The 16,361-nt window shown below is 69.6% G+C and carries 15 protein-coding genes; 10 read left to right on the top strand and 5 right to left on the bottom strand.

Going from position 1 to position 16,361, the window contains the following annotated elements:
* Positions 1 to 28: 28 nt before the first annotated feature.
* The 4 genes from WCJ52_RS01910 (at position 29) to WCJ52_RS01895 (ending at position 3,957) form a co-directional block, all read left to right on the top strand.
* Complete coding sequence (locus WCJ52_RS01910) at positions 29 to 1,837, top strand: arylsulfatase (protein ID WP_336901601.1); 1,809 nt, start codon at positions 29 to 31, stop codon at positions 1,835 to 1,837.
* Positions 1,834 to 2,895 (top strand): glutathione S-transferase family protein, encoded by a 1,062-nt coding sequence (locus WCJ52_RS01905; protein WP_336901600.1) that lies wholly within the window; start codon positions 1,834 to 1,836, stop codon positions 2,893 to 2,895. The genes WCJ52_RS01910 and WCJ52_RS01905 overlap by 4 nt, the downstream gene beginning before the upstream one ends.
* Before the next feature lie 85 nt (positions 2,896 to 2,980).
* The gene (locus tag WCJ52_RS01900; protein ID WP_336901599.1) at positions 2,981 to 3,430 is read left to right on the top strand and encodes a DUF3429 domain-containing protein; all 450 of its coding nucleotides are present in this window, start codon (positions 2,981 to 2,983) and stop codon (positions 3,428 to 3,430) included.
* Between the two features lie 113 nt (positions 3,431 to 3,543).
* Positions 3,544 to 3,957 (top strand): DoxX family protein, encoded by a 414-nt coding sequence (locus WCJ52_RS01895; protein ID WP_336901598.1) that lies wholly within the window; start codon positions 3,544 to 3,546, stop codon positions 3,955 to 3,957.
* 22 nt (positions 3,958 to 3,979) lie between these two features.
* On the opposite strand, the gene WCJ52_RS01890 is transcribed toward WCJ52_RS01895, so the two are convergent.
* From WCJ52_RS01890 to WCJ52_RS01870, 5 genes are all read right to left on the bottom strand, one after another.
* Positions 3,980 to 4,975 (bottom strand): MDR family oxidoreductase, encoded by a 996-nt coding sequence (locus WCJ52_RS01890; protein WP_336901597.1) that lies wholly within the window; start codon positions 4,973 to 4,975, stop codon positions 3,980 to 3,982.
* Between the two features lie 67 nt (positions 4,976 to 5,042).
* Complete coding sequence (locus WCJ52_RS01885; protein ID WP_336901596.1) at positions 5,043 to 5,864, bottom strand: alpha/beta hydrolase-fold protein; 822 nt, start codon at positions 5,862 to 5,864, stop codon at positions 5,043 to 5,045.
* 15 nt (positions 5,865 to 5,879) lie between these two features.
* Positions 5,880 to 6,305 (bottom strand): hypothetical protein, encoded by a 426-nt coding sequence (locus tag WCJ52_RS01880; RefSeq protein WP_336901595.1) that lies wholly within the window; start codon positions 6,303 to 6,305, stop codon positions 5,880 to 5,882.
* A 62-nt stretch (positions 6,306 to 6,367) separates the two neighbouring features.
* Entirely contained in the window at positions 6,368 to 8,899 is a 2,532-nt protein-coding gene (locus WCJ52_RS01875; protein ID WP_336901594.1) for a TonB-dependent receptor, read from the bottom strand.
* Positions 8,900 to 9,108: 209 nt separating this feature from the next.
* Positions 9,109 to 9,885: a VOC family protein gene (locus WCJ52_RS01870; RefSeq protein ID WP_336901593.1), complete on the bottom strand. Its 777-nt coding sequence runs from the start codon at positions 9,883 to 9,885 to the stop codon at positions 9,109 to 9,111.
* A 221-nt stretch (positions 9,886 to 10,106) separates the two neighbouring features.
* On the opposite strand from WCJ52_RS01870, the gene WCJ52_RS01865 reads away from it, so the two are divergent.
* The 6 genes from WCJ52_RS01865 to mdoH form a co-directional block, all read left to right on the top strand.
* Positions 10,107 to 10,523, top strand: coding sequence for a rubrerythrin family protein (locus WCJ52_RS01865; RefSeq protein ID WP_336901592.1), 417 nt, complete (start codon positions 10,107 to 10,109; stop codon positions 10,521 to 10,523).
* 92 nt (positions 10,524 to 10,615) lie between these two features.
* Entirely contained in the window at positions 10,616 to 11,983 is a 1,368-nt protein-coding gene (locus WCJ52_RS01860; RefSeq protein ID WP_336901591.1) for a heterodisulfide reductase-related iron-sulfur binding cluster, read from the top strand.
* A 2-nt stretch (positions 11,984 to 11,985) separates the two neighbouring features.
* Positions 11,986 to 12,579 (top strand): DUF3501 family protein, encoded by a 594-nt coding sequence (locus WCJ52_RS01855; protein ID WP_336901590.1) that lies wholly within the window; start codon positions 11,986 to 11,988, stop codon positions 12,577 to 12,579.
* Between the two features lie 57 nt (positions 12,580 to 12,636).
* On the top strand, positions 12,637 to 13,761 hold the full coding sequence (locus tag WCJ52_RS01850) for an acyltransferase family protein (protein ID WP_336901589.1): 1,125 nt from the start codon (positions 12,637 to 12,639) through the stop codon (positions 13,759 to 13,761).
* Positions 13,758 to 14,396: a DUF998 domain-containing protein gene (locus WCJ52_RS01845; protein ID WP_336901588.1), complete on the top strand. Its 639-nt coding sequence runs from the start codon at positions 13,758 to 13,760 to the stop codon at positions 14,394 to 14,396. The genes WCJ52_RS01850 and WCJ52_RS01845 overlap by 4 nt, the downstream gene beginning before the upstream one ends.
* A gap of 142 nt (positions 14,397 to 14,538) precedes the next feature.
* Positions 14,539 to 16,361, top strand: a 1,823-nt coding sequence (mdoH, locus tag WCJ52_RS01840) for a glucans biosynthesis glucosyltransferase MdoH (protein ID WP_336901587.1), incomplete at its 3' end; no start/stop codon positions are given.

Genomic DNA, 16,361 nt, shown 5'->3' with positions numbered 1-16,361 from the left:
TGCCAATAGATCGCTGCAGGAGACCTCGATGTCGGAAACGACCCCCAGGCGGATGCAGACCCTTTGGGCCAGCGCGGCGGCGGCGGCACTCGTGGTCCTGGGCTCGGGTGCCGCCCGGGCGGAGGCCGCGCCTGCGCCAGCTTCCTCCACCGCCCGGCCGAACATCGTCCTGATCCTGTTCGATGACCTGGCGCTGATGGACCTGGGCGCCTACGGCGGCGAGGCCCGGTCCCCCAATATCGACCGGCTGGCGCGGCAGGGCGCCATGTTCACCGGCTACCACACCTCGCCCCTGTGCACGCCCTCCCGGGCCATGCTGCTGACCGGGCTGGACAACCACCGGGCGGGGGCGGCGACCATTGAGGAGATCCTTCCGCCCCAGATGCGGACTCAACCTGGCTACCGCCTGCGGATCGAACCCGAGGTCCTGACCCTCGCCGAGCGTCTGAAGGCGGAAGGCTATCGGACCCTTATGGCCGGCAAGTGGCACCTGGGGCACGGCCCCGGCGACCTGCCCGACGGCCAGGGCTTTGACCGGTCCCTGGCCCTGGACGCCTCCGGCGCGGACAACTGGGCCGCCAAGCCCTACATGCCCTACTATACCAATGCGCCCTGGTTCGAGGATGGGCGGCCGGCGCGGATGCCCAAGCGCTTTTATTCCTCGGACCTGCTGGTCGACCGGCTGACCCGGAACCTCGACGAGGCCCCGCCGGGGCGAGAGCCCTTCTTCGCCTACCTCGCCTTCCAGGCCGTACATATCCCGGTCCAGGCGCCCGCGGCCTACGCGGACGGCTACCGTGGCCGTTTTGACGGTGGCTGGTCGCAGCTTCGGAAGGCCAGGGTCGAGCGGGCCCGGGCCCTTGGCCTGCTGCCCGCCGGCGCCGCCGTCGACGGATTCTCGCCCAATGCCCGGGAGTGGGAGAGCCTGGACGCCGGGGAACGGCGGATCGCCGCCCGGTCCATGGAGGTCTACGCCGGCATGATCGAAGCGGCCGACGCAGCGGTCGGCCGCCTCGTCAAGCGACTCGAGGCCCGGGGCGAACTGGCCAACACCGTCTTCGTCATCACCTCCGATAACGGCCCCGAGCCCAGCGACCCGGTCCACCAGCCCAGCATGAATCTGTGGATGCCGACACATGGCTACGCCTGGCAGCTGGAGGGCCTGGGCGGACCCGGCAGCCTGAACTTCATCGGCCCCGAGTGGGCAGAGGCGGTGGCGGCACCGGGACGCCGCTACAAGTTCTACGCCTCGGAGGGCGGCATCCGGGCGCCCCTGATCATCTCCGGGCCCGGCGTCGTGCCGGGGCGCCGGATCGGTGGCCTGACCTTCGTCACCGACGTCGCTCCCACCCTGGCGGAATTCGGCGGCGCCCGGGCGACACCCGAAGCGCCGGCCGTGGACGGCCACAGCCTGCGCGCCCTGCTGGGCGGCGGGACGCAGCCCGTCCGGGGACCCAATGACGTCCTCGGCCTCGAGGTCTCCGGCAATTCGGCCCTGTTCCGGGGGGACTACAAGATCGTCCGCGACATGCCCCCCCTCGGGGACGGTGGGTGGCGGCTCTACAACCTCGCCGCCGACCCCGGTGAAACCCGGGACCTGTCCGCCGCCGAGCCCGACCGGCTCAAGGCCATGCAGGCCAACTACGCCGCCTACGAGCAGCGGGTCGGCGTCGCCCCCCTACCCCCGGGCTACACCAGCCAGAAGCAGCTCGCCGCCAACGCCATCGCCCGCCAGATGCCCCTGCTGGCGGCAGTGGCGGGGGGCATCCTCCTGCTCCTTGGTGGTCTGGGCTATCTGGCTTGGCGCGCCCTGCGCCAGCGTGGCAGGCGGGCGTGAGCGACGGGACCTGGGAGCTTCACGGCCTGAAGCTCTCCTACTTCACGGGCAAGCTCGAGGCCTGGCTCCGCGCCCGGGGCCTGCCCTTCCGGTTCGTCGAGATGGACACGGCCGGCTTCCGCGCCTGCGCCCGGGCGACCGGCGTGGCGCAGATGCCCGCCCTGCTCAGCCCCGGCGGCGAGTGGCTGACGGACACCACGGCCATCCTGCGGCGCCTGGAGGCCGAAGTGCCCGGCCCTGCCCTGCAACCGGAAGCGCCCCTGGCCGCCTTCCTCAGCCTGTTCCTCGAGGACGCCTTCGACGAGTGGCTGTGGCGGCCGGCCCTCTACTACCGCTGGGCCTATGCCGACGACGCGCGGCTGATGAGCCGGCGTATCGCCGCCACCCTGATGCGAGACCTGCCCCTGCCAATGGCCCTCAAGGCCGCGGGGGTCCGTCACCGCCAGCAGAGCGTCTACCTGCGCCAGGACGGGATCACCCGGGCGACGGCGCCCTCGGTGGCGCGGCTCTATCTTGAGGTCCTGGACCATCTGGAGCCGGTGCTTGCGACCCGGCCCTTCCTATTCGGCGAGCGGCCTGTCGCCGCCGACTTCGGACTCTTCGGGTCCATGTTCCGGCACTTCTCCAGCGATCCGACCCCGGCGGAGATCCTGCGCGAGCGGGCGCCCGCCGTCCTGGCCTGGACCGGGCGGCTCTGGAACGCCGACCCCGGTAGGATCGGGGCGGCCCCCCTGCCAGCGACCGCGCCCCGGGACCTTGATCCCCTCCTGCAGTTGGCGGCGCGGGACCATTTGGCCGAGCTGGACGCTAACGCCTCGGCGGCGGCCGGGGGCCTCAAGGTCGCCCGCTTCCGTCGCGGCGGCGTCGACTGGCGCCTGACGGTCTCGCCCTACCGGGTGCAGTGCCTGGCCGACCTCCAGGTTGCCTTCGCCGCCCTTGGGACCGCCGACCGGGCGGAGGTGCAGGGGCGCCTGGGCACCGAAGCGGGTATCCTGGCGCGGCCTGTCCAGCCGGCGCCCCTCCTGGCCCAGCGCATCCGCAACCGGCTCTGGACCTGAAGACCGGCCGGATCCGGGACGGGCTTGCAACCTCGGCGGTCCCGGGACAAGACCGGGCTCTGGAAACCAGTCGAGAGGCGGCAAGATGACCTCGGGCGATCCCTCGGGCGGGACAGGACCCATCCCCCGCCCCGTCCTGGCCTGGGGCCTGGCGGGCCTCATCCCCTTTCTGGGCCTCCCTGTCCTGGCCCTGGCTATCCCGGACCTGTCCGGATGGAGCGACCGGGCCCTGGGTCTCTACGCGGCGGTGATCCTGTCCTTCCTGGGGGGTGCGCGCTGGGGCCGGGCCGTCAGCGACCCGGCGCCCGACCCACGGACCGTCGCCTTCAGCCTGGCGCCCAGCGTCGCCGCCTGGGGGCTGGCCCTCCTGCCGCCCGACCGCTCCGGTCTGCAGCTTTGGGCCCTCGCCGCCGCCCTTGTGCTGCACTTCGTCTGGGACCTGCGATCGCCCGGGCTTCCCGTCTGGTATCCGCGGCTTCGCCTGATCCTGACCGCCGGGGCCGTGGTGGGCCTTGCGGCGGGTGCCCTGGCCTGAGTTCGCCGAGCCACCGTCGCGGATGCGAAGGGAAGCCTTCCAACGGCTGCCCGCATCTCGCTACAGTGCGAGCGTGTCCCGGGGCTCATGCCCATCACCAAGCCGGAGCCTCCATGAACAACCCACTGAACCCGCTGCTCGACAGGCTCAGCCGGCCGATGGACATCACCGGGCGGGTCCTGCTGGGGCTCTACTTCGCGGTTCCCGGCTTGATGAAGGTGGCCGGGTTCGCCGGCACGCTGGCCTATATGAAGCTCCACAAGGTGCCGTTCGCCCTGCCGCTCCTGCTTCTGACCATTCCCCTGCAGGTCGGTGGCGGTCTGGCGCTGATGGCGAACTGGAACGCCCGCACCGCGGCCTTCCTGCTCGCCGGTCTGACCCTGCTGATCTGCCTCTTCATGCACGATTTCTGGAACAACTATCCCGGCGGCAACCCGCAGCACGAGATGCAGAACTTCATCAAGAACCTGGGGATCTTCGCCGGCCTGCTGCTCCTGGCTGCACGGCGGCCAGTCCAGAAGCCGTAGGACCCAAGGCCGCCGGTACCCGCTAGATCGCGGGATCGATCACCACCCGGCCGCGGACCTTGCCATCGAGGATCTCGACAGCCAGGCGCGGCAGGTCGGACAGGCTGGCCACCTGGGTCATGGCGTCCAGCCGGGCGAGGTCCAGATCGGTTCCCAGCCGCCGCCAGGCCTCGATCCGGTCGGGCGTCGGGCGCATGACGCTGTCCACCCCGGCGAGGACCACGCTGCGCAGGATGAAGGGGGCCACGGAGCCCGGGAGGTCCATGCCCTGGGCCAGGCCGCAGGCCGCCACCGCCCCGCCGTAGCGGGTCTGGGAAATAGCGTTGGCCAGGGTGTGGCTGCCCACGGAGTCCACTACGCCGGCCCAACGTTCCTTGCCGACCGGTCGGGCGGGACCGGCGAACTCCGCAGCGTCGATCACCTCGGCGGCGCCCAGGCCCCGAAGGTAATCGCCCTCGGTGGCCGCCCGGCGGGAGGAGGCCACGACCCGGTAGCCGAGGGCCGATAGCAGGGCGATGGAGACGCTGCCCACCCCGCCGGCGGCGCCCGTGACCAGGATGTCTCCGGAACCGGGGCTCACCCCCTGGCGCTCCAGGGCCATGACGCAGAGCATGGCTGTGTAGCCTGCCGTGCCGATGGCCATGGCCCGGGCGGTGGACAGGCTGTCGGGCAGCCGGACCAGCCAGTCGCCCTTGACCCGGGCCCTCTGGGCATAGCCGCCATGCCAGGTCTCGCCCACGCCCCAGCCGTTCAGCACCACCCGGTCGCCGGCGGCGAATCCCGGATGGGCGGAGGTCTCCACCACACCGGCGAAGTCGATGCCCGGGATCATGGGAAAGGTGCGCAGGATGGGGGAGCGCCCGGTCAGGGCAAGGCCGTCCTTGAAGTTCACCGTCGAGAACTCGACCCGCACGGTGACATCGGCCTCCATGAGATCGGCGTCGGTCAGGGTCTCGAGCCGGGTCTCGATCCCGGTGTCGGTCTTGTGGGCGCGCAGGGCGCGGAAGGTGTCAGGCAAGGTCGGCCTCCATCGGGGATCGGGTTGGGAGTGTTCTACAGGCCTGCCGGCGTCCGGCAAGCGGACCTCAGGCGTCCTTCAAGGCGAAGTCGAGCATGGGATTGATGGCGGGCCAGACCACGCCGGCGTGGGTCTCGCCCTCGAAGACCCGGGAGGCAAAGCGCCAGCCGGTCGGGCCCGCCAGGGCACTGAAGCGGGCGGACAGCTCGACGGCGTTGTCGACCATCCGCGCCGGCGAGCCCTCGGGCTGCTCGAGGGAACCGACGCCAACGAAGAGCCTGGGTGGACGGGCCAGGCCCGGGAGGGCTGAGGTGAAGCCCGCCTCGCCCCGCAGCACGAAGCGTTCGTCCCACCAGATGGATGGGCTGAGGGATAGCCAGGCGAAGAAGGCGTCGGGCCTTCGGAAAAGACTGTAAAGGACGAAGAGGCCGCCCAGGGAGTGGCCGAACAGCGCCTCGCGGGCCGGGTCGACCGGCAGGACCTCAGCGACCCGGGGACGCACCTCCCGGGTCAGGATCTCCAGGAAGTCGTCCGCCCCGGCATAGCGGATCTCACCCGAGGCGAAGGTGTGGTTGGCCTTCTCGGCTGCGCTGGGCTCGGTCGGGGTCAGGTCGAGGAACCGTCGGCCGAGGGCCCCGGTGAAGTCCTCGCCAGGATAGCCCACCCCAACGACGACGGTGTGGGGCAGCTCCAGCCCGCCGGCGGCGCGCAGGCGGGCGGCGTCTGCGAAGGAGCCGAAATAGCCGTCGCCGTCGAGGACATAGAGGACCGGGTATCCCCCCTCGGGCGGCGGGCCGTAGGGCGTGGCGATTCGCAGGCGATAGGCCTTCCCGTTGATGCGGGAGGTGAAGTCCTGCTCCCGGGCGAGGGGGTAGCTTGCAGCCTTCATGGCGGGCCTACCGGTTCAGGGGGCATAGCTGGACCGGCCCTGGACGCCCCAGCGACCGTCCTGGAGGGTCACGATATAGATGGAGTCAAAGGCGCTGATCAGGCTCCCGTCCGGCCGGAAGCGGGCGAAGCGGGTATCGAACTGGACCTTGTCCGGCCCGGCGTGGATCACCTCCCGGCGCTGCCAGGCCGAACGGCCCCACTCCGAAAGGGCAGCGCCAGCGTACATGGCGTCCGTCACCTGCTCCGGAGCCAAGATGGTCACCCGGCCCGAGGCGAACCGCACATGGGGGAAGTTGAAGCTGGCCCGCACGCCCGCGGCGTCCCGGGCGTTCCAGGCCGCCATGAAGGCGTCGAGGACGTCCTGGGCGGCCTCCACCTGGGCGGCGAAGGCGGCATGTTGGGGACGAATGGACGGTCGCTCGACCGATGGGTCTGTCATGCCGGGTCCTCCCAAGCGCCCTACTCCTAGGGAAGTCTACCCGCGCCCGGCAGGCAAGCCCCTCAGAATACCTTTCGGAAACTGATCTCCACGGTCCGGCCCACCGGATCGATTATGTCCTCGGCATACCCCGCCGGAACGGCCCCCAGAGTGTCGCGGACCTTGAGCTTGGCGTCGAACAGGTTGTCTACGGCCAGGCTTACCCGGGCGCCTTTCAGCACCGGCCAGCGCCGGACGAGGTCCGGGGACCCGGTGAAGGTTTCGAAGAGGCGGATGTCCACCGTCGCCAGGTCCGAGAAGGACAGGTCGCCGGCCGGGGTCGCGCCCCGAACCTGGGTTCCGCTCTTCCAGGCGGCGCTGAGGCGCGCACCCCGACCCTGACGGAAGATGCCCGCCTGCAGCTCGACGGCATTGGCCGGGGTCCCGCCCCGGGAGCCCGCGGCCGAACCGTCAAGGAGGTCAAACACCGGCCCGCCCTGCCGGACCAGGATCCGGTCGGTAAGCACGGCCGTGTGGTAGACCGACACCTGCCATCCGGGCCTGCCCGGGGGACCGCCCATTCCGGGCCCGGACATCATGGCCATGGGCGGCCGGCCACCGCCGCGCGCGCCGAGCGGCGAGCCTGCACCCGGTCGCCCCGTCGCCGGGCTCTGCCCTCCGAACCAGTTGAAGCCCCAGCGAATCTCCTCGCGGTCGCTGCGCAGGAAGTTCACGGGGCGGATGTCAACGACGGCCAGCTTACCGCTCTCGTCCCTTAGGAACCGCTCGGGGAAGGCGGCCTGCACCTCCGCCGTGGCCGCCGGCAGGGCCGAGGCTGGATCATCGGCCCGGCTGAGGGTGTAGCTGACCGAGAGGTTCAACTCCCGGTCGGCGAACGGCTTCCAGTTGACGCCCAGGCGCGTCGCATCCCGCTGGTCGCTGCGCAGGGAAGGATCGCCGCCAGAGACCTGCACCACCTCGACGGTCTCGCCGCGCACATAGTCGAACACCCTCACCCCGGTGGTGAGGGTCCGGGGGGCACCCAGCTGGCTGAGGGTGGGGGGCGACTGGTCCCGGCTGAAGGAGGCCAGCAGGTTCAGCCGGTCGACCGGCGACCATTTCAGCCCACCGCCTACCGTGCCGAGACTCCCGGCGTCCGACAGGCTCTCACCCTTGAGGTTGAAGTTCAGGGAAAACTCGCCGAGACGCCCCCATCCCTCGTCCTCACGTCTCAGAAGGGGCGTGTCGACGCTGACCTGGACGCTAACACCGGTGCGGGAGAGGTCGGCCTCGCGCACCAGCTCGCGGCGTACAGAGCGCGATCGCAGCCAGTTGCCAGAGGCCCCGACCCGGGCCGAGACGAACAGTGGACCCGCCGGAAGCTCGGCCGGGGATCCCGCCGCGAGGGCCTGCACCTCGGCGCCGGCGGTTCGCGAACGGGTCCGGTCTTGGGCGAAGGCGGGAAGGTCCGCTGCGCCAGGGGCATAGGGATTGAAGGCTGCATCCGCAGCCGCAAGCCGGGCCTGGGCGGGTCTAGTATCCACGCCCCCATCGGTCCGGCCGACCACGTCGGCAAGGTCCAGTCCACCCGTGAGGGTCAGTCGCCACCCCTGCAGGCCACTGTTGAGGCCGAAACCCAGGCGTGCGCTCCAGTCCTCTGAGGTCTGGCGGATGGCGCCCCTGGAGGCATCCCGGCGCAGCAGGTCCACAGGACCTGCAAAGGGCGACCAGACCCCGCCGCCGGGAACCGTCAGGCTGTAGGCCGGCCGACCCTGGAGGGACTCCGAACTGCCGGCGCCGATCACCGCGTTGAAGGTCGCGGTGGTCCCCGGCGAGGGGCTTCGGGCCACCACCCCGTTGATCGTCAGGCGGCGAGTCTCGGGCGTCAGGGTTCGATAGGCGCCTTCGTCCGCCGGCGGGACCTGGCCCGCGAGGGCCGCGACCTCGGCGAGGGTCGGTGGCCGGGACGCCGCAATGGCGGGAAGGCCGGCGAGGGTCACAGGGCTACCCGCCAGGGTACTGAGGGCCGGATCGATCTGTCCGCCCGGGCCCCGGCCCCTGTAGAGGCCAGGGATGGTGAAGAGGGCCGTCGCACCGGTCGAGGGAATGTCCCGCTCGTCCTCGGTGATCGCCGAGGCGCCCGACATCTCGGCCTTGAGCTGGGTCCGCTGGTCGCCATCGATCCGGAACAGTCCCGCCTCGATCTCCTCGGTGACCGTGCCGCCTGCCGTGGCGGCCTTGACGCCGACCTCGGTGGTGACGGCCCGAAATGTCTTGCGCGTGATGAAGTTGAGTACCCGCTGGTCGGCGGTGTAGCCGTACTTGAGGGCCGCCTCCTCGGGCAGGATGTCGACACGCACGATGGCCTCCGGGGGCAGGTCGCGGAGTTCCGAGAACCCCGAAATCCGGGCTCCGTTCAGGAGGACGACCGGCATCCCTCCACGGCTTCGCCCCCGGCCGGACTGGGTCTGCGGGGCCAGCTGGGCCACCAGTTCGGCGACGCTGCTGACGCCGTAGGACTGAATCTCGGCCTCATTGATCTGCAGCTCAGGCTTGATATCGCCGAGGACCGCGCCTGCACCGTTCGCCGGCGCCTCCACGACGAGCTCATCCACGACGGTCGCCTCGCGGATGGGCGGGGGCGGGGCGGCGCTTGCCGGCGCTGACGCCGCGGTCGCGGCGAGCAAAGGCGCCGCGAGGGCCGCAATCAGACGCTTTGACACAGGTTTAGCTTTCAGGGTGTCCCGTCGCGGACTTGGGCTGAGATAGGGGCAGGCGACAGCAAGTCCAACGCATGGCCACCGAAAATCCGTTGGCGGAGCCGTCAGGCCTGTCGCAGGTGGAACCTCACGCCACCGATCTCCACGCGGTCGGGACCCGCGGCGAGGCCCCTGGCCCGGGCCCGGTTGACCACTTCCGCCAGGTCGCGGACCGTCAGGTCCACCGCCGAAAGGCCCGGGCCCCGGCCGTCGGAGGGTGCGACGAACCTCAGGCCGGCATTGTTCAGCGGAACGACAGGGACGCCCCCGACCATCTCCATGGGCGAGCCGGTGACGGCGCTCCAGAGACGGGCGGCGGCGACGGGATCGTCGGCCTGCAGCTCGACGCCCGTGAAGTCGATGACCAGGTCCTGGCGGACCTTGTCCTCCCAGCCCTTACCCCCGGCTGGCGGCCAGGGACCGGCGAGGTCGCCGTTTTCGTCCCACTCGACATCCAGGAAGGTGGTCTTCAGGTCGCCGGGATGCAGCTGGATCAGGGTCCAGCCCCGGCGGGCCGACTCCCAGGCCACCCGAACGCCCGAATTGGCCGCGCGGGCTCGGACCGCCTCGAGCGCCTCAAGTGTCGGCGTCTGGGTGATGACCATATAGCCGCCGTTTCCGCTGCGCCGTTCGAGATAACGCCCGGCCGCGGTGTCCGGCTTCACCGGCGCGACCACCTCGAAGAAGTTCCGGCCAACTGGCAGGAGGGTGTTCTCGAGGCCAAAGACGGCGACGCCCGGGTCGATGAAACAGCGGGCCAGGCCGAACACCGCCTCGAAGTCCTGGAGCACTGGCTCCAGCCTTTCGGCGACAAGGGCGATCTGCCTCAGATGGACGGTCATGTTGCGCCTCCCCAGGGCCTGGATTCCCTTGAAACCCACCCTGAGGTCGCCGGGACCGGGTGACAAGTCCCCGGGGCGGCACAGGATAGACAGGACCTATCCTGCACATAAATTCTTTCGTTTTGCCCTATACTTTTGCTCAGCTTAGGGACGGGCGCGACCGCAGAGACTGCGGCGGAAACCTGGCGCCGGGCCCCGGCGCCCCCAATCCGGAGAGCGCCATGAGCCTGGCTACCAGCAAGACCCTGCAGAACCTGAAGGACGCCTTCGCCGGCGAGAGCCAGGCGAACCGTCGCTACCTCTACTTCGCCCAAAAGGCCGACATCGAAGGCTACAACGACGTCGCGGCCGTGTTCCGCTCGACCGCCGAAGGCGAAACCGGCCATGCCCACGGCCACCTGGAGTTCCTGGAAGCCGTCGGCGATCCCGCCACCGGCCTGCCCATCGGCGGCACCGAGGCCAACCTGAAGGCCTCCATCGCTGGCGAAACACATGAGTACACCGACATGTACCCCGGCATGGCCCGGACCGCCCGCGAGGAAGGCTTCGAGGAGATCGCCGACTGGTTCGAGACCCTGGCCAAGGCCGAGAAGTCCCACGCGGGTCGCTTCCAGCGCGCCCTCGAGTCCCTCGCCTGATCCGGCGGGACTAACGATGCGCCGGCGGCGGCCCGAGAGGTCCGCCGCCGGTTTCGCATCCACCTTCCGGAAGCCTGCCTGGAGCCTGCGACATGTCGGACACGACCAAGCCCAAAGCCCGCGAGGGCAGCCTGGCCGCCCCCTTCCGCCACCCCATCGAGTGGCGGGACGAGGCCTATTACGACCTCGAGGCCGTCGAAGCCGAGATGGAGCGCCAGTTCGACGTCTGTCACACCTGCCGGCGGTGCTTTAACCTGTGCGACAGCTTCCCCCGCCTCTTCGACATGATCGATGAGTCCAAGACCGGCGAGCTCGACAGTGTTCCGAAGAGTGAATACGCCAAGGTCGATGAGGCCTGCACCCTGTGCGACATGTGCTTCCTCACCAAGTGCCCCTATGTGCCGCCGCACGAATTCAACATCGACATCCCCCACCTGATCCTGCGCTACCGGGCCGCCAAGCGCCGGGCCGGCGAGAAGAGCTTTGTGCGGGATGAACTGGGCAAGACCGACCGGAATGGCCGCCTGGCCAAGCCGCTCGCGCGGATCGCCAACTGGGGGACCGCCCGCAAGAACACCCCGATCCGCAAGCTGCTCGAGGCCATCGCCGAGATCGACGCCGAGGTCGAGCTGCCCAAATATCATGGCAAGACCGCCACGGACCTGCTGCCCACCCCCGTCCCGCCCGATCCGGCGGGTCCGGCCTTCGGCAAGCGGAAGGTGGCGATCTATTCGACCTGCTCGGTCGAGTACAACGGACCTGACACCGGCGTCGCCGCCGCCAGGGTCTTGGCCCGCCAGGGCATCGAGGCCAAGGTCGTCTACCCGGAGTGCTGCGGCATGCCCCAGCTCGAGAGCGGCGACCTGGGGGGTGTGGCCGGCAAGGCCGCCCGGGTGGCCGCCGTCTTCGAGCCCTACATCGACCAGGGCTATGAGGTGGTCGCCCTGACGGCGTCCTGCGGCCTGATGATGAAGTTCGAATGGCCGCTGGTCCTGCCGGAGAACCCAGCGGTCGCGAAGCTTAGCGCCGCCACCCGTGACATCTGCCAGTACATCGTCGAGCTGAACCGGGATCTGGGCCTCGCCCCGGGCCTGACCCCCGTCGAGGGCGGGGTCACCGTGCACCATTCCTGCCACGCCCGGGCCCAGAACATGGGCGCGCGGTCGGCCGACATGCTCAAGCTGATCCCTGACACCAAGGTCGAGATCGTCGAGCGCTGCTCTGGCCACGGCGGCACCTTCGGCGTCATGAAGTCGACCCGGCCCCTGGCCGTAAAGGTCGGCCGCCCCACCGCCAGGCAGGTGGCCCAGAAGGGCTCCGCCGAGCTCTGCTCGGACTGCCCCCTGGCCTGCAAGCACATTGGCCAGTTGCTGGCCGACGACGAGGCCACCGGCAAGGGTCCGCAGCCCCGCCAGTCCCATCCCATCGAAATCTTCGCCCGCGCCTACGGAGTTCTCTGACCATGCCCGCCGCCCAGCACCGCATTACCCCTGCAGACATCCTCCCCGATGCCGAGTTCGCCCGTGAGCGCATGGCCCGCCGCTCGGCGCTGCTGCCCCTGAAGCGGCTGCGCCGACTGGACCTCGGCCCGGTCTGCACATTCTATTTCGAGACCTACGAGACCATGCTGTTCCAGATCCAGGAGATGCTCCTGATCGAGAAGGGCGGCCCGGCGCAGGTCGCCGACGAGCTGGCAGCGTACAACCCCCTGGTGCCCCAGGGGTCGGAACTGGTGGCGACCGTGATGTTCGAGATCGAGGACGCGATCCGGCGCGCCGCCACTCTCGCCCGCCTCGGCGGCGTCGAGGAACATCTCTACCTTCAGGTCGGGGACGAGCGGATCTACGGCGTCCAGGACGGCGACGTCGAGCGCACGCGTGAGGATGGAAAGACCTCCTCGGTGCACTTCCTGCACTTCCCGCTGACCGATGCGCAGAAGGCGGTATTCCGGTCGCCGGGCGTCCAGGTCCTGGTGGGCTGCGACCATGAGGCCTACGTCCACATGACGGGCCTGACACCCGCGACCCGGGCCGAACTGGCGCGCGACTTCTCCTGACCGGCGAGCCGCGGACGACATGGACAGGGCGGGCCTTCCCGTCGCATAGAAAGGTCCGTGAGCACCGCTAAACTCCAGCGCCGCGCGGACATTGACTGGATCCGGATTGCCGCCTTTGGCGTGCTGATCCTCTACCATGTCGGCCTCGTCTATGCGCCGTGGGACTGGCATGTGCACAGCCCGCACACCGTGCCGGGCCTGGGACTGGTGGCCCTGGTCACAAACCCCTGGCGGCTGACCCTTCTGTTCATGGTCTCGGGGATCGCCCTGAGGTTCATGGTGCGGCGCACCCCGCCCGCCCAGGCGATAGGCCAGCGCCTGCGCCGACTGGTCCCGCCCCTGCTCTTCGCGATCCTCGTCCTGGTGCCGCCGCAGTCGTGGATCGAGGCCCTGGAGAAGGGCAGCTTCTCAGGATCCCTCGGCACCTGGTGGCTCTCCGAATTCAGCCCCGCGGGGCTGAGAGACGGCGTGCCCCTGAACCACGTCTGGTTCGTGCTCTACATCACCGTCTACAGCATCGCCGCCCTCGCCCTGGCCTCGGCCCCGCAGGTTTTCAGCTGGCTGGAGACCCTGCTGGGCCGGCTCCTTGGGGGCCCAGGCCTGCTGGTCAGACCGATGATCTACCTGGCCCTGCTCCGACTCTGGATCTTCCCATCTGCGGGGCTGACCAACCACATCACCGATGATCCCTACAACCACGCCATGTCCTTCGGCGTCTTCCTGACCGGGTTCCTCCTGGCCCTGCGGGACGACGTCTGGACCCGTTTCGAGGGTCTGCGCTGGACCTCACTGGCTGTGGCCGCAGTCAGCCTGCCGGCCTTGATCGCCTTGTCCCAACCCTTGGACCTGCCGCCATCGTCTCCCGCCAACCTGGTCTTTGCAGTGTACCAGTGGGCCACCATCTGCGCTGTCCTGGGTTTTGGCAGCCGTCACCTGCGAAGCGCCGACGGACCGGCCCTTCGGTACCTGACGGATGCGGTATTTCCCTGTTACCTCGCCCACCAGACCTTGCTGGTGATCGCCGCTCACCTGCTGAAACCCCGGGGCCTGCCGGTCGGCGTCGAGGCCGGACTTCTCGTGCTGATCACCCTCGGCGGCAGCCTGGCAGTTTACGAGATCGTCCGTCGGAGCGGACCCCTTCGTCCCCTCTGGGGCCTGCGACCAAGGCCGCGCACACCATGACCCGGTTCCGCCGCCGCCGCGTCCTCCTGCAGATCGGGATTGCAGCGCCGATCCTCGCCTATGCCAGCGTCGGCCTGGCCGCCCTGACATGGCCGGGCTTCGATCACGCCACCCAGTACCTCAGCGAACTGGGCGGCGCGGCGGCTCCCCATCCGGCCATCTTCAATGTCGGTGTCCTGGTCTCGGGCGCAGGCGCCGGCCTGGCAGGAATCGGCTTCGCCCTTTCCCTGCTGGCCCTGGGCGGCGCAAGGGTCTCGGCCGGCCTCATCGCCCTCTGCTTCGGCCTGGCTGGCGTCGGGCTGGTCCTGTCGAGCCTCTATCCCTGGCCAGACCCGCGGCACCTCGCCATCAACCTGGGGCTGGGCATACAGATCGCCCCCCTGGCCATGGTCTGGGCCCTGCGGCGGATCGAGGGCACAGGTCGGCTCCGGATCTTTCTCCTCAGCGTCTTCCTGGTCATGGCGGTCCTGACCATCCTGACAAAGCACCTGATCTTCAAGGGCCTGGTCAATGACGCCAATGTCGGCTGGTGGGAGCGGGCCTTCGCCATCGTCCTGGTCGGGTGGACCGGCGTCGCGGCCTACGCCCTCGAGCGGCGGCTTCTCGCCCAGGCCCGATCCGCGTCCGACGCCTGAAATTCGGGCACCGCCTAACCGCAACCGCCTGAAGTCTGCGCAGACCCCACTTCACGATTCCGTTATTGCATTTGCCGCAATGCAGCATAACATAATCGTGATCACCGTCTTCCGTCGGTAGATCCAGGGAGCGGCTCGGGAAATGGAAGGCGTTCGCAACGGGGAGTTCGGCGTCCCCACCGGGAGCGCCTGGACGGCCGCAGACACAGTGCGGGCCTGGCTTCCCGATGCGTCCCCCCTGGAAATGCCAAGGCAGGACCTTGCCGAGGCCGGGACCCCGCCTCCGGTTCCGGCACCCCGGGGCCTGGTCCTTCGACGCCTGGTCATGCTGGCGGCGACCTTGTCCCTGGCCATACTCGCCTTCCTAACCCCGGCGCGGATCTATGCCGAAGAGGGCTTCACCGCCCTTGAGATCATCGCCCTGTGCCTGTTCTCCGCCCTGATCATCCCCTTGTCGGGATGGTTCTGCAGCGCCCTGGCCGGCCTGGTGCTGCAGGCCACAAGAGGCGATCGCGACCTCTTCGACTTCCCCGAGCGGCCTCGCCGGCCAAGCGTCCGCACCGCCCTGCTCATGCCTCTCTATAATGAGGACGTCGGTGCGTCCTTCAACCGCCTGGCGCGGATCGACGCGAGCCTGAAGGCCCTTGAAGCCGCCGGTGCCTTCGACATCTTCATCCTGTCGGACTCGACCAGTGCGGAGGCCGCAAAGGCCGAGTGGACAGCCTTCCAGACCTTCCGCCTGACGTCCGCCTGCCGGGCCTATTACCGGCGCCGGGAGTCGAACACCGAGCGCAAGGCGGGGAACATTGCCGACTGGGTCCGCCGGTTCGGCGGTGCCTATCCGCACATGGTCATCCTCGACGCGGACAGCCTGATGTCCGGTGAAACCCTGCTTCATCTGGTCGACGCCATGGAGCGACACCCCCGGGCAGGCCTGATCCAGACGACCCCGGCCATCGTCAATGCCGAAACCCTCTACCAGAGGGTCCAGCAGTTCGGCGTCCGCCTTTACGGCCGCGTCGCCGCTACGGGCCTAGCCTGGTGGAGCGGCCCGGAGTCGGCCTATTTCGGCCACAACGCCATCGTCCGCGTCCGGGCCTTTGCGGAGTCCTGCGGCCTGCCTGTCCTGCCCGGGCGAAGGCCCCTGGGCGGACATGTCATGAGCCATGACTCGGTCGAAGCCGCCTATCTCCGGCGTCAGGGCTGGGCCGTGCACATGACCGGTGCCCTGGCTGGCAGCTTTGAGGAGGCCCCTCCCAGCCTGCAGGCCTTCCTGGCGCGCGACCGTCGCTGGTGCCAGGGCAACATGCAGCACCTGCGACTGCTGACCGCCGCCGGCCTGCACCCCATGAGCCGCCTGCAGATGTTGATCGGCGTGATGGCCTACCTGGCCTCGCCCCTGTGGTTCCTGGCCCTGCTGACCGGCCTGGTGATCCAGTTCCAGACCGAGCCCCGTCTGGTCGAGATCTCGACCCTGCACGGCTGGCGCACCCTTGCCGAGCCGCGACATGACGGCCTGATCGTCATCTGGATGGCCACCCTGTCCTGGTTCCTCCTGTTCGGACCCAAGCTGTTCGGCGCCCTGCTGGTGCTTGGCCGCCGCCGAGACCGCGAGGCCTTTGGCGGCGTCGGCTTCATCCTTCCGGGGGTGGCCCTGGAGATGGTCATGTCCATGATCATGGCGCCGATCATGATGGTCAGCCATACGCGCATGCTGATCGAGATCTTCTCAGGCCGGGATTCCGGCTGGCGGCCGCAGCAGCGGGAGGCTGGCAAGATGCGCTGGTCCGAGGCCTTCGCCGCCCACGCCTGGGAGGTCCGGGCCGGCGTCGTCTTCGCCGCCGCCCTCCTCGCCCGCCCTGACCTGACCCTGGTCTTCCTGCCCATCGTCCTGCCGCTTCTGGCGGCCCCGGCCATCTCCCTCCTCGGCTCACGGGTCGAGGTCGGCGCCGCCGCACGCCGGGC

This window comes from Phenylobacterium sp. (genome assembly GCF_037138395.1).
Taxonomy (GTDB): domain Bacteria; phylum Pseudomonadota; class Alphaproteobacteria; order Caulobacterales; family Caulobacteraceae; genus Phenylobacterium.
The sequence above is the reverse complement of the archived record's forward strand: the minus strand, read 5'-3'. Positions and strand labels throughout refer to the sequence as shown.

Coding starts and splice junctions, on each gene's coding strand:
- WCJ52_RS01910 (WP_336901601.1), top strand. CDS start 29: ATGTCGGAAACGACCCCCAGGCGGATGCAGACCCTTTGGGCCAGCGCG.
- WCJ52_RS01900 (WP_336901599.1), top strand. CDS start 2,981: ATGACCTCGGGCGATCCCTCGGGCGGGACAGGACCCATCCCCCGCCCC.
- WCJ52_RS01895 (WP_336901598.1), top strand. CDS start 3,544: ATGAACAACCCACTGAACCCGCTGCTCGACAGGCTCAGCCGGCCGATG.
- WCJ52_RS01885 (WP_336901596.1), bottom strand. CDS start 5,864: ATGAAGGCTGCAAGCTACCCCCTCGCCCGGGAGCAGGACTTCACCTCC.
- WCJ52_RS01880 (WP_336901595.1), bottom strand. CDS start 6,305: ATGACAGACCCATCGGTCGAGCGACCGTCCATTCGTCCCCAACATGCC.
- WCJ52_RS01870 (WP_336901593.1), bottom strand. CDS start 9,885: ATGACCGTCCATCTGAGGCAGATCGCCCTTGTCGCCGAAAGGCTGGAG.
- WCJ52_RS01865 (WP_336901592.1), top strand. CDS start 10,107: ATGAGCCTGGCTACCAGCAAGACCCTGCAGAACCTGAAGGACGCCTTC.
- WCJ52_RS01860 (WP_336901591.1), top strand. CDS start 10,616: ATGTCGGACACGACCAAGCCCAAAGCCCGCGAGGGCAGCCTGGCCGCC.
- WCJ52_RS01855 (WP_336901590.1), top strand. CDS start 11,986: ATGCCCGCCGCCCAGCACCGCATTACCCCTGCAGACATCCTCCCCGAT.
- WCJ52_RS01845 (WP_336901588.1), top strand. CDS start 13,758: ATGACCCGGTTCCGCCGCCGCCGCGTCCTCCTGCAGATCGGGATTGCA.